Here is a 15,612-nt window from a genome sequence, read left to right as displayed (position 1 = left end):
AAGTTACTTAACTTTTCCCTCTACTCGATTTTCAATCGGTTATGTCCCAGTCTCTTTGATGGTTTACAATTGTGCCTTCATTTGTTCGACAACTTTGGATAAATCATCGTGAATAACATAATCAAACAATCTGTCCTTCAAAGTTGGCTCACCGTTAATGAGTGCAGTCGGTACGTTTTGCATGCTTGCATATTCAGGTAAGAAGTTGAAAGGCATCACGAATAAAGAAGTCCCTAACACGAGTAAGAAGTCTGCTTGATCGATTATTGCCTCTGCCTTATCATGTTCTGTTATGGCATCGCCAAATAAAACGATGTCGGGTTTCAAAATATCCCCACAGGAATGATTTCCAAATGATTTCACGCATGTCGGAGTTTCGGATTGTAAAATATAGTTTAAATCATAATTTGCACCACAAGAAGGACAAGTTGCCGTTCGTAAACTACCATGGTATTCGACGACATGCTTATTACCAGCTTGGGCATGTAAGCCGTCTACATTTTGTGTAATGATGGAAATCTCTTTGTTATTATTCTCTAATTGTTTTAAAAACGTATGTACATCGTTCGGACCGTATTGACCCATTAGTTTAATACGAAAGATTTGCTTGTATTTGTTCCAGAAGTCAACGGGGTCTTTAAAGAAATAATCTGCAGACATATAATACTCTCTAGAGCGATCTTGTTCCCAAATGCCATCTGTCGAACGAAAATCAGGAATACCACTTGCTGTACTTACTCCAGCACCAGTTAAGATGACGATGTGGTTTGCTCGTTTTATTTGCTCGGTAATTGCTTGTAGTTGTTCCATGTTTACACCTCTTTGTCGTCATTAATTGTTAATGTAATAGATTGAACGTTTGAATCATCAAAATATTCCTGTTTCTGTAATACTTCATTAGAAGGAGAAGCAACATTAGGAATCGTCAATTCAATGTGCTCATTGTTTATCCACTTACTGTCGAGAATTGGCCAGTCTTGGCGTTTTGATAACGAGTTCGGACTTGTTGTTTCTACCTTAGTAAGTCGTGCTGTATTAATAATGACAGGATTATTGTTTGAAAACGAGGAGCGAGTTGATGCCTGTGGTGCAAAGGTAAGGAGTACATGTGATTCGTCTGGCGAGAACTTTGCACTTTGAAGCGAAACTAAATCACCAACAAGCTTAGATTGAAGCGCATCAGCTGTACGCTTTACGAATAGTTGGGAACATAAATCGGTTTGCACACAACCATACTGGATAACAAAATAAGATGTTCTCGGATCCGAATGGGGAAGCGGCACTAGCTTCATTTCCTCTATTTGCTTGCCTGGATTCCCTGCTCCTTGTAAAAAGGTGTACAGTAGCGGCAATTCTTTTGTAGGAAAAGCATAATTTACGCCTGCAGCTTCTAGCTTTATTTCAGGATAGGTAAAGGCGTTTTGATCTTCATCATCGGTTTCGGGACTTATCGGTTGCTGCTGGTTTTCTGCTACGGTTGTTTGCTCCTCTTGTGTACATGCTATAAGAAAGAGTGCAACTACCACAATGGTGTAAATACCCCTCACGCTCGTTCACTCCTAGCAATCTTATTTGAAATAGCCATCTTCTTTTTATTGTACAATATGGAAAGGTAGAATGTCATGAAGATAGAACAAAGAACCACGCAACAAGGCTTTTAGTAAGGTCATATATTTTTTCCTCAGTAGATCATATAACTTATTGCGTATATAAGCAATTAATTATATGATAATATAAAAAGGATGGGTGGTGAAGAAACATGCTTAAAACTGCAATGGAAATGGATAAAGCTGCAATCATTTTAAAATTGTTAGGTGATAAAACACGTTTAACAATGGTAAAGATACTCGATACACATGATTGCTGTGTTTGTGAATTTGTTGAGATCTTTAAAGCTAGTCAACCGTCCATAAGTCAACATCTTCGAAAATTGAGAGATGTTGGTTTGGTTAAAGAAGAGCGAAGAGGACAATGGATTTTTTACTCGTTAAATAAAACGAATGAATATTATCCATTTATTCAGCAACTTCTTAATCAATTACCTAGTCAAGATTATAAATTGAAAGAATTAGAAGAACAAGGTACACGAATTACGTGTGGTTAATTGGAGGGAGAAGGTTTGTCATCAACGCTTATATTATCCATTTTAATTTTTTTAGTAACACTTGTTTTAGTAATTTGGCAGCCTAAAGGGTTGTCGATTGGATGGTCCGCAATTGGTGGAGCCATTCTAGCCTTATTAGTAGGTGTGGTTGGATTTAGTGATGTCATAGAAGTAACTGAAATGGTATGGAACGCTACCTTGGCTTTTGTTGCTATTATTCTAATATCTCTAATATTAGATGAAATTGGATTATTTGAGTGGGCTGCACTTCATATGGCCAGAATTGCCAAAGGTAACGGGATAAAAATGTTTGTCTATATAAGTATTTTGGGTGCGATTGTAGCTGCTTTTTTTGCTAACGATGGTGCAGCGTTAATACTTACACCGATTGTTCTTGCAATGGTTCGGAATTTAAATTTTGAAGAAAAAATGATTTTCCCATTTATTATGGCTAGTGGGTTTATTGCAGATACTACCTCTCTACCATTTGTTGTGAGTAACCTGGTTAATATTGTCTCAGCTGACTTCTTTGGCATTGGGTTTGTGGAATACGCTTCTAGAATGATTATTCCAAACTTTTTCTCTCTCGCTGCAACGATTGCGGTATTATTGATTTATTTCCGAAAAAGTATCCCAAGATCGTATGATATATCTAAATTAAGTGAACCAGTAGATGTCATTAAAGACCGTAAAATGTTCCGCCTATCATGGTATGTTCTTGCCTTATTAGTTAGTGGTTACTTTGTAAGTGAGTTCATTAATCTTCCTGTTTCTATTGTTGCAGGGATGATAGCGATTTTCTTTATCTTTATGGCGAGAAACAGTGATGCAGTTGATACGAAAGCAGTTATTAAAGGAGCACCTTGGAATATCGTGTTCTTTTCCATCGGAATGTATGTAGTGGTATATGGATTAGGGAATGCCGGGCTTACTGCTGCACTAGCTACTGTCATTCAAGCAGCAGCAGAACAAGGCTTATTTGTAGCTACAATGGCTATGGGCTTTATTGCAGCATTTTTATCATCCATTATGAACAATATGCCTACGGTTATGATTGATGCTTTAGCGATTGCAGAGACGAATACATCTGGAGTTTTGAAAGAAGCACTCATATACGCCAATGTGGTTGGATCTGACCTAGGACCAAAAATCACTCCAATTGGTTCTCTTGCAACGTTAGTATGGCTTCATGTTTTATCGCAAAAAGGTGTAAAGATTTCATGGGGGACCTATTTTAAAACAGGAATTATTTTAACGATACCAATCCTGTTCATTACTTTATTAGGACTCTATGTAACGTTATTGATGGTATAAAGCAATTTATTTTTAGGGGAGATGGTAATATGAATGGCCATTTGTAGTTCCTTGATTACTTAGTTGGTTTATTTTTCATATTAGTATTGGTAAAAAAAGAAGCACAAAATAGTAAGGAGAATTAAAATGAACAAAAAAATAATCTATTTCCTATGTACGGGGAACTCTTGCCGAAGTCAAATGGCTGAAGGCTGGGGAAAACACTATCTTGGGGAAGATTGGGAAATAAAAAGTGCAGGAATTGAAGCTCATGGTTTAAATCCTAATGCAATCAAAGCGATGAATGAAGTAGACATTGATATTTCTGATCAAAAATCAGAAATTATTGATACGGAGGTTTTAAACAATGCAACCTTGGCTGTTACACTTTGTGGGGATGCAGCAAATAGTTGTCCAATGACACCATCTCATGTGAAACGGGAACACTGGGGGTTTGATGACCCCGCAAAAGCCGAAGGAACAGAGGAAGAAAAATGGGTGGTTTTCCAGCGTGTACGAGATGAAATTGGAGAAAGAATTAAACGTTTTGCGGAAACTGGTGAATAAATATGGGGCTATGAGTAGTCCCATAGCTTTCCTTCCTTCACAATATAAGCATATATTTATATATTAATGTAAAAAGAGATGACTTGAATGGTTTGATTGAGAACAAATTCGCTATAGCTTGATTTGCTTCATGTCTTTGCACTATTTCTAATTAACCATTGAAAGGTATATTCTTCATCTTTTCGGCAGAGCATTACATAGTGCTAGTGTTGATTAAGTTATGAAGGAAGCAAAAATGTTCTTTCCACAAGACTCACCCATGATTAGTAATCATTTAACATCCACTTTCCACAATTTTAGTTATAATTCGTTCCACAACAACTACTTGCTGAATTTAAACTACTATTTCTAAAGGTGTGGGAGTCTGGCCTACTCTAATGGATTTTAGTGGTAATTTTAATTATTGCTTTTCTAGCTTCTTCTCCACTTATATTTGTTGGATTTCAATAAGGATAGTTTAATTTTGAAATTGATTGTAGTGTGAAGTGTTGACGTTTTCGTTTATTTATTTTATTATACCCTTAGGGGTACTTGAGGAGGCGAAACAAACATAATGCAAACAATTGTTACTATTGGTATGATATTATTAGTTGCTTTATTTGTTCTAAATAAATTACTTCCTGCAAAAGGAGTAAAGACGATTCAAACAGGGCAATTAAAAGACGATTTACGAAAGTACAAAAATCAGAAACAATGGATTGATGTTCGAACGCCAGGGGAGTATCAAGCAAATCATATTAAAGAATTCAAAAATTACCCTTTACAAACATTAAAGCATAACACGCAATCCCTTGATACATCTAAGGAAGTTGTTGTCATTTGTCAAAGTGGTGCGCGCAGTCTGGCTGCCACAAAAATATTAAAGAAAGCAGGATTTTCCGACGTTACCAACGTACAAGGCGGAATGAATGCTTGGAAATAACTATGTAGGAGGAATATACACATGCGTACATTAACAGCTGAAGAAGTTCGTAAGCAATTAGAAGAAGAAGGCCAACAATTGAACATTATTGACGTTCGTGAAGATGAGGAAGTAGAAGAGGGTATGATCCCAGGTGCTACTCACATAGCTCTTGGAACGATTGAAGATCGCGTCAATGACTTAGACAAAACTAAAGAATATGTAATGGTTTGTCGTTCTGGTGGTCGTAGTAGCCGTGCTGCTCAATTTCTTGCAAGTGAAGGATTTACTGTCATTAACATGGAAGGCGGTATGCTGGCTTGGACAGGTAAAACCGCATAAATACAATAAAGATAGAAAAGATAGGTGAAAACAATCATCTATCTTTTTTTATTTGACAATGTGTGTAAATAACATTAACATTAATATATGAACATATAATCATATATTAAAGGAGGGGTCGTATGGGACATCACCATCACCATCATCACGATGAAAATAGTAAAAACATGGGGTTTGCTTTTTTTCTTAATCTCAGTTTTACGATTGTTGAAATTATTGGAGGGTTGCTTACAAATAGTATTGCGATATTGTCGGATGCACTCCACGATTTAGGGGATTCAATTTCCTTAGGATTAGGTTGGTTTTTGCAGAGGTTTTCTAATAAAGAGCAAACGAATGATTTTACATTCGGTTATAAACGCTTTTCTTTATTAGCGGCGCTCATCAACAGCGTTGTGTTAATCGTCGGATCTGTCTTTATTCTAACAGAAGCAATACCACGATTGTTTCAGCCCGAATCACCGAATGCGACTGGTATGTTGATGTTAGCGATTTTAGGTGTCATTGTAAATGGAGCAGCTGTATTCAAATTACGTGGCGGTGACACGATGAACGCCAAAGTAATGACATGGCACCTGCTGGAGGATGTTCTTGGATGGGTTGCGGTTTTAATTGTAAGTATTGTGTTAATGTTTAAAGATATACCTATCCTTGATCCATTGCTTTCGGTAGGGATTACCGTCTATATATTGTACAATGTTATAATTAATTTCAAGAAAACGATGATACTGTTTCTAGAAGGGGTTCCAGAAGAAGTTGACATGGAAGACATACAGCAAAAACTGCTTGATATTACAAACGTAAAGTCGATTCATCATACACACGTCTGGTCGTTAGATGGAGAACAACACGCCTTTTCTACGCATGTAGTCGTTACAGAAGATGTAACGAAAGAAGGCACTTATGAAGTGAAGCAAGCAATCAAGCGTATTATACAAGCTTATCATTTTTCTCATATTACAGTTGAGATTGAATATGAAGGTGAGGGGTGTATAATAGAACATGCTCATCAACATGAATAGGGGGGATGATCATGTTTAACGGATTGTTTGTTGGTTTATTTGTTATGGCGATTTCTGTTTTTATACTATTTGGTTTATTTTTATACTTAGCTATTAAAAAAGGTCAGCAAAACAAGGAAAAATAGAAAGGTAGGTTGAGGATATGTCTGATTCTACTCCTATCGATTTGGAAGAACTCGATGAGGAAACACTATTTATTGTCACACAAACGTTTAAGGCTTTATCTGATCCAACTCGCGTGCGTATTTTATATTTATTATCACAACAAGAATCATCCGTATCACACATATCTCATACGCTATCGTTGCAACAATCAACGGTATCTCATCAATTGCGCTTCTTGAAGAATTTACGCTTAGTGACACATCGCAGGGAAGGGACGTCCATTTATTATTCAATTGATGATGATCATGTGATGCGAATGTTACATCAAACGATACACCATGCCCAACACGATTGATTTCTAATATTTTTTCATTAACATTTGTAACTATTTGCGATATGATGGTATACGTTAAATTAACCTTGGATGGGAAGTAACGGAAACGATGAATAGAGAAGTTACAAATGTTATGGAGGAAGTTTCCATTAGCATTATTACTGTATTGTTAAATAGTGCTGATTATCAAACGTTCTGTAAATGTACGCAATGTAGAAATGAAATCTTAGCACTTAGTTTAAATACTTTACCGAGCCACTATGTCACGACAGAACAAGGAAGAAGACAAGCGTTCGAATTGTTGAATACAACAGAAAACCTTAAGTGGATTAATAAACGGATTATTAATGCCATTCATGTTGTAGGTAAATATCCGAATCATAAACAAACACTCAAGTAAAGGCGCTTGAGTGTTTTTTCTCGTGGTTATGCTTCTTGTACATGTAGCGAATTTGTGTGTTTTTTTGATAGTTTAGGTAACAAAATTGTGTAACAAATTCCAACGATAAGTAAAATCACTCCACAAAGGAAATATAAACTCGAAATCGAGAAGAAAGAGGGAAAGCCTATGGATATAATACCTAAAGTAGCCGTTTGAGATAGCATCGAGATGGGGATAATCCAACTCTCTACTCTTCCCATCATCTTCTTATCGACAATAGCCGGTAACCAACCACCAATTGCAATATTCGTCAGTGGCAATGACAAACCTAGTAAAGCCATCATCAAGATGTAGAAGGCGATATGTTGGGAAAATCCACAAGCGATGACAATGAAACCAGCAATGATTAACCCACAAGAAACGGAAATATGAATCCGTATTTTATGAATAATCATCGGTGACAATATGCTTCCAACTATCATACAACTACCAAAAACAATTCCTACAATAACGGACCATTGTTCATAGGTTTCTGGAGCTAAGTTGTATTTCAACATATAAATCGGGATTACGGTGAAAGCACCATTAACAATACCGAAAATAAAAAACCCTCCGATAAGTGCCTTTAATAAAGAGTGGTTGAAAATATAACGTAATCCAGCTGAAAAATCGATGATGATTGCACGATAGTGAATATCCTTCATAAAGAATTTACCGTTTGGTTGACGGACATGTTCAGGAATAGCACAAGATGCTATAAGTGCAGCTGAAAGAAAAAAGGAGATTCCATCCATGATAATTGCTCCTGAAATACCAACAAGCCAATAAACACCTAGTCCTAGACCAGTGGCAAACAGGCTGAAGACCCCTGCAATCATTTGATTTAAACCGGCAGCTGCAGTGTATTCCTCTTCTGTTAAAACCCCTTGCACAATACTCATTTCAGCAGGTGCAAAAAATTTACTTACAGAACTACGGAGAAATAAGGTAGCAAAGATAAGGGGCATCCATTCCGTCCAAATGGATAGTAATAAGACGATGGATAGCCCTCCACAAATTAAATCTGCATAATAGGCGACCTTTTGCCTATCAAGCCGATCAGCGGCAAATCCGGTAAATACGAATACGAGTAATGTTGGCGCTGAATACATCATTTCTGTTAGCGTTGCATAAACCGGTTGGGTAGAGAACCTATCTAATAAATAGAACATAAATGCAGTAATGCCTACAATAGAACCTATTCTTGATGTAACAGCAGCTAGAAATATTTTGGTGTAGGTGCGATTACGAAAAACAGCTAACGTTTGTTTCAATTTCCTCATCCCTTTCATCTTAATGATAACTTTAGTATATAGGTGATGGAACTTTACTCTAACGTGCGATGGGAGGAACTTTCCTCCGTCTAGAGATGGAATCCCTATGTAATGTTATTTGTAGATTTTATTAAGAATTGGAAGGAATATAGTTGAATGCAGAGAAATATTTGAATATTCAGTTTTTATAAAAATAAGGAGGAATGAATTTGGAAAATACGATTTGGTCATTAGTACCACCATTATTGGCGATTTTACTAGTGTTGATGACGAAACGGGTGCTACTTGCGCTAATCATTGGTATTGTAACGTCTGCGTTCATGTTAGCTCAATTTCAGATTGGCGAAACGTTTCTCATCATGGGCCGTGCATTGAAGGCTGTCTTTATCGTGGATGGAGCAATTAATGAATGGAATGTGTATATTTTACTTTTCATTCTTATGCTTGGTGTGTTAATCGCTTTTGTAAGTATGATGGGGGGTGCTCAAGCTTTCGGCAACTGGATGATTAAACGTGTCAAAACGCGTGTTGGAGCACAATTGATGACCGCAACGTTTGGCCTGCTTATCTTCTTAGATGACTATTTCAATAATTTAACAGTAGGGCAAGTAGCAAGACCAGTAACGGATAAGCACCATATTTCTAGGGCGAAGTTAGCGTATATAATGGATTCTACTGCATCACCTGTTTGTGTTATTGCACCGATATCTAGCTGGGGAGCGTATTTAATGGGGGTAATGGGGAGTGTGCTAGCAGCAGAAGGAATTACACACATTACAGGTTTTTCGGCATTTATGAAACTGATTCCCATGAATTATTATGCATTTGCTGCGATTGGTCTTGTGTTTATCATTGCGATACGTAATGCAGATATTGGGGCAATGAAGCAACATGAAAGGAAAGCTGTTGAAGAAGGGGAAGTATCCAATCCAGAAAGAAATCATGTAGGTGCCGCAACGATATTGCCAATGAGTGAACGAGGAGCAGTTGTAGATTTGTTTCTTCCGTTAGCAGTTCTATTTGTGACCACTATCGTCTACATTATTTATTCAGGTATTACGCAAACGAGTGGAGAGGTGAACGTTATTACTGTGTTTGGAAATGCCAATGTACCTCTAGCGTTAGTACTTGGGGGTATTGCAGGGCTTATAGTGACTTTCTTCTTGTTTGTGATCCAATCTAGAAAAACTGGAGGAGTTGGTCTTGATCGTTTTCCACTTGGGGTATTAGAAGGAACGAAATCAATGACACATAGTTTAACGATTTTAATATTGGCTTGGACCATTGTTGGACTAATATCGGATTTAGGTACAGGTGTATACTTGGCAAGTTTAGTTGAACAGTCCAATGTGGCAACTTATTTACTTCCGGTAATATTGTTTGTAATCGGAGCCTTCATTGCATTTTCAACAGGCACTTCATGGGGCTCTTTTGCCATATTGGTACCAATTGCGGGGCAAATTGCTGTTGCAACAGATGTAAGCATGATTTTACCAATGTTTGCTGCGGTGTTAGCGGGAGCGATTTGTGGTGATCATTGTTCTCCCATTTCCGATACGACGATACTTGCGTCAACAGGGGCGAATTGCCATCACGTCGATCATGTCATTACGCAACTGCCATATGCACTAATTGCGGCAATCATTACGGTAGTAAGCTTCCTTGTCTTAGGGTTAACAAACAGTGTAGTGCTCGGTCTTATATCCCTATTGCTAAGTTTAGTGGTTGTGTATGTTGCACTTGGAAATTCGAATTATCGGATGAACGCCTCAAAGGAAAAAGTGATCGCTAAGTAAAAGGAATGGATAATATACAGAATTATTGAAATATTTAAACTTACCTATTATAATAAAGGTAGCATATGAAATGTCATTTTAAATAATGAAACGAAGCAATAGTAAAGGAGGGTTTCATGTCTTCTCAACATATGCCGAAAAATAAGCAAGTATGCACAGGCGCCGAGGCGATTGTGGAATGTATGAAGCGAGAACAGATAACGAACGTTTTTTGTGTTCCTGGAGAAAGTTATTTGCCTGTGTTAGATGCGTTGTATGATGAACCAACTATCCAACTTATTTCTGCCAGGCATGAGGGCGGAGCATCATTTATGGCAGAAGGTTACGCCAAAGCGTGTGGTAAGCCTGGTGTTGTGATGGCGACTAGAGGTGTAGGGGCGGCGAACTTAGCCATTGGTGTTCATACTGCATATCAAGATTCCACCCCTATGGTCGTGTTGCTAGGACAAGTTCATCGGAATTTTAGAGGACGGGAAGGTTTTCAAGAAGTGGATTTAGCTCGCTTTTTCAGTCATATAGCGAAGTGGACGTTTGAGATCAATGAAGCTTCTCGTGTACCAGAAATTGTTCAAAGAGCGTTTCGCGTCGCTCAGTCAGGAAGGCCAGGACCTGTTGTATTATCTTTACCAGAGGATATGCTCCCACAAACAGCAAAGATGGAGTTTGGAATACCATTTCATCGTTCCAGATCACATCCTTCTGAAGAACAAGTAAAGGAAATAGAAGCTTGTCTTCTTCAATCAGAAAAGCCACTCATTATTGCCGGTGGTGGCGTGAAGCTGGCAGATGCTGAACAAGCGCTCCTTACTTTTGCGAGTGACAATTCCATTCCAGTTATGGCGGCATTCAGGCGTCACGATGTATTCCCAAATCATCATTCATTATATGTTGGGCATTTAGGCTTAGGGGTCAATGCCGACATTCTACAAACCGTCAAAGAAGCAGATACGATTATTGCTGTAGGCACACGGTTATCGGAAATAACTACCCAAGATTACTCCATCATCCATCAAGATCAAACACTACTCCACATTGATATTCATGAAGATACTATTGGCCAAGTATACCCACCAGAAGTCGGGGTTGTTGCAGATGCAAAAGCAGCACTCGAATCCCTTTCAACGATTCAACTAACACCTGTATGGCAACATTGGATTCATAGAAGAAGAAAAGTGTATGAACAAACGTTGGATTTGCATACTTTTCAAGAAGATAACGAAGTATGGAATAAGCAACTAATTACAACCTTGCAAACAATACTACCAGAGGATGCCATCATTACAAATGATGCTGGCAATTTTGCCGGTTGGCTGCACACCTTTTACCAATTCAAGAAAAGGAAGACATATGTAGGACCCACTTCTGGTGCGATGGGGTATGGAATGCCGGCAGCTCTAGGGGCAAAATTAGCACATCGAAATAAAACCGTCGTTTCACTAGTTGGTGACGGTGGATTTATGATGACAATGCAAGAGCTAGAAACAGCTGTTCGGTACCAAATTCCTATCATTATCATTGTATTTAATAATAATATGTATGGAACGATTCGTATGCATCAAGAAATTCATTACCCGCATAAGCCAATCGGCACTGAATTAGGTGCAGTACCTTTTGCCTTGATTGCGTCTAATATGGGAGCAGAAGGATACAAAGTTCAGCATCAAGAATCTTTTCAACGAGTACTGTTGAAAGCGCTTCAAAGTAAGGTTCCGACATTAATTGAAGTTGAAACAGATCCAGAGCAAATTTCCGTTTCTGAGACGATAGACAGCATTCGTAAGCGCAGCAAGCAATCGTCTTAAAAATATAGAAAAACACAGGAGGATGAAACATGGCACATACCCTTTTGAAAGAAGAAAAATTATGTAATTTTATTAACGGTGAATGGGTACACGCAACATCCAATCAATACACAAACGTAACCAACCCGGCCACGTTAGAAACATTAGTAAAAGTTCCGTTGTCCCATAAAGAGGATGTTGATAAAGCAGTTCAAGTTGCTAAAACCGCACAACAGCAATGGGCATTAGTACCTGCTCCACAGCGTGCAGAAGTACTATACAAAGTTGGAATGATTATGAAAGAACGTAAAGAAGCCATCTCACAATTACTCACAATGGAAAATGGGAAAGTGATTGAAGAGGCAAGGGGAGAAGTGCAAGAAGGTATTGATATGGCCTTTTACATGGCTGGGGAAGGAAGACGTTTATTCGGGCAAACGACCCCTTCTGAGCTAAAGGATAAATTTGCGATGAGCGTTCGTTCGCCAGTTGGCGTAGTGGGAATTATTACACCATGGAATTTCCCGATTGCAATTGCGACGTGGAAATCATTCCCTGCTATCGTGGCTGGCAATGCTGTTGTTTGGAAGCCAGCAACAGAAACACCTTTAATGGCTTTTGAACTAGCCAAAATATTTGAAGAAGCTGGACTGCCTAAAGGGGTTGTCAATGTCGTTTACGGATCAGGCGCGTCAGTTGGAGAGGCAATGGTTCATCATAAGGATATTCGTGTCATTTCATTTACTGGTTCAAATGAAGTTGGTCGTCATATTGCTGAAAGATGCGGCCAGCAACTAAAGAAAGTATCTCTAGAAATGGGTGGTAAGAATGCCGTTATTGTAATGGATGATGCCGACATTTCCTTAGCGGTGGAAGGGATTATTTGGAGTGCTTTTGGCACAAGTGGTCAACGTTGTACAGCTTGTAGCCGAGTAATTGTCCATGAGGATGTGAAAGAAAAACTTCAAAAGCAGTTGCTCGAACAAATGGAGCATATAACGATTGGGAATGGATTAGATGAATCGGTGAAAGTAGGTCCCATCATAAATCAATCTGCTCTAGAGAAAATAGAAAGCTATGTTCAACTTGGTCAAAAAGAAGGTGCGAAATTAATTGCAGGTGGATCGGTAATGAAGAATGGGCAATATGAAAAAGGGCACTATTTTGCTCCAACTGTTTTTACAGATGTCAAACCAAATATGCGCATTGCCCAAGAGGAGATCTTTGGACCTGTCGTTTCGCTTATTCCAGTGAAAAGCTTTGAAGAGGCTATTGAAGTAAACAATAGTGTCGAGTTCGGTTTATCAAGCTCGATCTTCACGAGCGATGTACACAAAGTGTTTGCTGCGCAACGAGATTTAGATACAGGAATTGTGTATGTGAATGCTGGTACGACTGGTGCAGAAATTCACTTGCCTTTTGGAGGAACGAAGGGTACAGGAAATGGCCACCGCGATTCAGGAGTCGCTGCATTAGATGTATTTACAGAATGGAAAGCGCTATATGTGGATTATAGTGGGAAGTTGCAGAGAGCTCAAATTGATGTGGAATAATAGCATGAAGAAAGGGGAAATTGTATGAAAATTGCGGTTCTTGGTTCAGGATTGATGGGAAAGGAAGCGGCACGTGATCTAGTGAAAAATCCAAATGTTGAAGCAGTTGGTTTAGCGGATATTGACTTCACACGAGCAGAAATGATTTGTGAGTTTTTGCAAAATAGTAAGCTACAAGCCTATCAAGTAGATGCTAGTAATCGTAAGGATTTGGCAAAATTCATTCGTCAATTCGACGTTGTAATCAATGCACTCTTTTACTCTTTTAATGAGATGGTCGCACAAACAGCGATTGAAGTTGGGGTAAGTTGTGTTGATTTAGGAGGCCATATTGGAAAAATTACCGATAAAGTACTCCAGCTAAACGATGATGCCAAAGCAGCAGGAGTTACTGTAATTCCAGACTTAGGTGTAGCTCCGGGTATGATTAACATTCTTTCTGGCTACGGAGTTGCAAAACTAGATCAGGCTAAATCCATTCGCATATTTGTTGGTGGAATACCAGTGAACCCAGAACCGCCGCTAGAGTACAACCATGTTTTTTCAATGGAGGGACTTCTTGATCATTATACGGACCCATCTACTATTATTCGAAATGGAACGTTACAACAGGTTACCTCCCTTTCAGAAGTAGAACCACTCCATTTTGACAAATTTGGTCCATTAGAAGCATTTCACACATCAGGTGGCACATCGACACTACTTAAGTCTTATCCAAATATGAAAACACTAGAGTATAAAACTATTCGCTATACTGGGCATGCCGAGAAATTTAAATTACTCGTTGCTTTGAATTTGACCAATCGTCATTATGAAGTAGATTACCACGGAATGAAAGTAAAGCCACGAGACATTTTATTAAAAACGTTAGATCCAATTGTAGAGTTAAAAGATAAAGACGATGCAGTATTGTTACGTGTCCAAGTGAGTGGTTTACAAGGCGGGAAGTACGTAATGAACCAATTTGAAATGGTTACGTATAAAGACCGGACGAACAATGTAACCGCAATGGCACGCGCAACGGCAAATACGATTTCCGTTGTCGCTCAAATGATAGGCAACAAAGACATTACGCAGTGTGGCGTCATCCCTCCTGAACAAGTAGTGCCAGGGCAATTATATATGAAAGAAATGGCTAAACGTGGAGTGCATATAAAAGAAGAAGTCATCCCAACAAACTCGCAAGTACACAATTAAGTAATTAGAAGGAGGCCTAATGTTTATGGTCTCCTTTTCCCTATTAAATCACAGAGAGGGAGACATCAAGATGAATCAAAGTGTTATTAAAGCCTTAAAACTGCTCGACTATTTTACAGAAGATACTCCCGAATGGACATTGAAGGAAATCGCCATTCGGGCAGAACTTCCTAAACCAACAGCTTACCGGTTGTTAACGTCTTTAGAATATTGTGGTTTTCTCCGTAAAATTAAACAATCAGAACATGATAGTCGCTATCAGTTAGGGGTGAAATTACTTGAATTAGGACATCGAGTCGCTGATCAAATAGAAATACGAAAAATCGCCAAGCCGTTTATGGAGCAATTAGGGGAGCGATTAAATGAAGCCATTCACCTAGTCACTGTAGAAGGTGGTCAAGCGATCTACATTGACAAAGTAGATAGTCATCGGGCTTTACGATTATGCACGAAAGTGGGGAAACGCTCACCGTTATATAGCGGATCAGGTCCGAAATTACTGTTAGCGCATTTACAAGAAGATGAGCAAGCAACTGTACTTCAAACGATTTCTCATCCTTTCATTGATTCATCACGTGTAAAAGCAGAACTAAAGCTTATTAAAGAGCAAGGATTTGCTTTAAGTGAAGGAGAGCAAGATGTAGATACAACGGGGGTATCCTATCCGATTTATGACTATCAACATTCCGTTGTGGCTGCAATAGCTGTCAGTGGCTTGACGAGTCGGTTTGAAGGAGACAATTTGCTTCGAATACAAGAAGAAACGCGTAAAACAGCTCAACAAATTTCAAGTGCATTAGGTTATCAAATCAATTAGCATCATAATATAAAAGAACACGAACGTATGATTACATCGATTGCATGTTGACTGTTTTACATGCGTGTCACGTTAAGGAAAGCATTCCATAACGGAAGGAGCTGT

Annotated in this window: 16 protein-coding genes; 13 read left to right on the top strand and 3 right to left on the bottom strand. The window is 38.6% G+C overall.

Annotated elements, in window-relative coordinates; genetic code table 11:
* Positions 1-63: 63 nt before the first annotated feature.
* Both N784_RS08370 and N784_RS08365 read right to left on the bottom strand, forming a co-directional pair.
* Positions 64-810, bottom strand: coding sequence for an NAD-dependent protein deacylase (locus N784_RS08370; RefSeq protein WP_036834080.1), 747 nt, complete (start codon positions 808-810; stop codon positions 64-66).
* A 2-nt stretch (positions 811-812) separates the two neighbouring features.
* Entirely contained in the window at positions 813-1,547 is a 735-nt protein-coding gene (locus N784_RS08365) for a hypothetical protein (RefSeq protein WP_036834078.1), read from the bottom strand.
* Between the two features lie 212 nt (positions 1,548-1,759).
* Between N784_RS08365 and N784_RS08360 the strand changes: the two genes are divergently transcribed.
* From N784_RS08360 to N784_RS08325, 8 genes are all read left to right on the top strand, one after another.
* Entirely contained in the window at positions 1,760-2,104 is a 345-nt protein-coding gene (locus N784_RS08360; RefSeq protein WP_036834076.1) for an ArsR/SmtB family transcription factor, read from the top strand.
* 15 nt (positions 2,105-2,119) lie between these two features.
* Positions 2,120-3,418: an arsenic transporter gene (locus N784_RS08355; RefSeq protein WP_036834073.1), complete on the top strand. Its 1,299-nt coding sequence runs from the start codon at positions 2,120-2,122 to the stop codon at positions 3,416-3,418.
* 126 nt (positions 3,419-3,544) lie between these two features.
* Positions 3,545-3,964 (top strand): arsenate reductase (thioredoxin), encoded by a 420-nt coding sequence (gene arsC / locus N784_RS08350; RefSeq protein WP_036834071.1) that lies wholly within the window; start codon positions 3,545-3,547, stop codon positions 3,962-3,964.
* Between the two features lie 553 nt (positions 3,965-4,517).
* On the top strand, positions 4,518-4,886 hold the full coding sequence (locus N784_RS08345; RefSeq protein WP_036834069.1) for a rhodanese-like domain-containing protein: 369 nt from the start codon (positions 4,518-4,520) through the stop codon (positions 4,884-4,886).
* Between the two features lie 21 nt (positions 4,887-4,907).
* On the top strand, positions 4,908-5,207 hold the full coding sequence (locus N784_RS08340) for a rhodanese-like domain-containing protein (RefSeq protein ID WP_036834067.1): 300 nt from the start codon (positions 4,908-4,910) through the stop codon (positions 5,205-5,207).
* Positions 5,208-5,329: 122 nt separating this feature from the next.
* Entirely contained in the window at positions 5,330-6,229 is a 900-nt protein-coding gene (locus N784_RS08335; RefSeq protein ID WP_036834065.1) for a cation diffusion facilitator family transporter, read from the top strand.
* Positions 6,230-6,371: 142 nt separating this feature from the next.
* Positions 6,372-6,689: an ArsR/SmtB family transcription factor gene (locus N784_RS08330; RefSeq protein WP_036834063.1), complete on the top strand. Its 318-nt coding sequence runs from the start codon at positions 6,372-6,374 to the stop codon at positions 6,687-6,689.
* An 88-nt stretch (positions 6,690-6,777) separates the two neighbouring features.
* Entirely contained in the window at positions 6,778-7,068 is a 291-nt protein-coding gene (locus tag N784_RS08325; RefSeq protein ID WP_036834062.1) for a late competence development ComFB family protein, read from the top strand.
* A gap of 26 nt (positions 7,069-7,094) precedes the next feature.
* On the opposite strand, the gene N784_RS08320 is transcribed toward N784_RS08325, so the two are convergent.
* Positions 7,095-8,372, bottom strand: a complete 1,278-nt coding sequence (locus N784_RS08320) for an MFS transporter (protein ID WP_036834061.1) — start codon at positions 8,370-8,372, stop codon at positions 7,095-7,097.
* Positions 8,373-8,572: 200 nt separating this feature from the next.
* On the opposite strand from N784_RS08320, the gene N784_RS08315 reads away from it, so the two are divergent.
* The 5 genes from N784_RS08315 (at position 8,573) to N784_RS08295 (ending at position 15,507) form a co-directional block, all read left to right on the top strand.
* Complete coding sequence (locus N784_RS08315; protein WP_036834058.1) at positions 8,573-10,159, top strand: Na+/H+ antiporter NhaC family protein; 1,587 nt, start codon at positions 8,573-8,575, stop codon at positions 10,157-10,159.
* A gap of 131 nt (positions 10,160-10,290) precedes the next feature.
* Positions 10,291-11,961: a thiamine pyrophosphate-dependent enzyme gene (locus tag N784_RS08310; RefSeq protein ID WP_036834097.1), complete on the top strand. Its 1,671-nt coding sequence runs from the start codon at positions 10,291-10,293 to the stop codon at positions 11,959-11,961.
* Between the two features lie 29 nt (positions 11,962-11,990).
* The gene (locus N784_RS08305; protein WP_036834056.1) at positions 11,991-13,493 is read left to right on the top strand and encodes an aldehyde dehydrogenase family protein; all 1,503 of its coding nucleotides are present in this window, start codon (positions 11,991-11,993) and stop codon (positions 13,491-13,493) included.
* A gap of 24 nt (positions 13,494-13,517) precedes the next feature.
* A complete protein-coding gene (locus N784_RS08300; RefSeq protein ID WP_036834054.1) occupies positions 13,518-14,690 on the top strand; it encodes a saccharopine dehydrogenase family protein in 1,173 nt (390 codons plus the stop codon).
* A gap of 70 nt (positions 14,691-14,760) precedes the next feature.
* Positions 14,761-15,507 (top strand): IclR family transcriptional regulator, encoded by a 747-nt coding sequence (locus tag N784_RS08295; protein WP_036834095.1) that lies wholly within the window; start codon positions 14,761-14,763, stop codon positions 15,505-15,507.
* The last annotated feature ends 105 nt before the right edge of the window (positions 15,508-15,612 follow it).

Source organism: Pontibacillus litoralis JSM 072002, assembly GCF_000775615.1.
In the GTDB taxonomy this organism is placed as follows: Bacteria; Bacillota; Bacilli; order Bacillales; family BH030062; genus Pontibacillus; species Pontibacillus litoralis.
The sequence above is the reverse complement of the archived record's forward strand: the minus strand, read 5'-3'. Positions and strand labels throughout refer to the sequence as shown.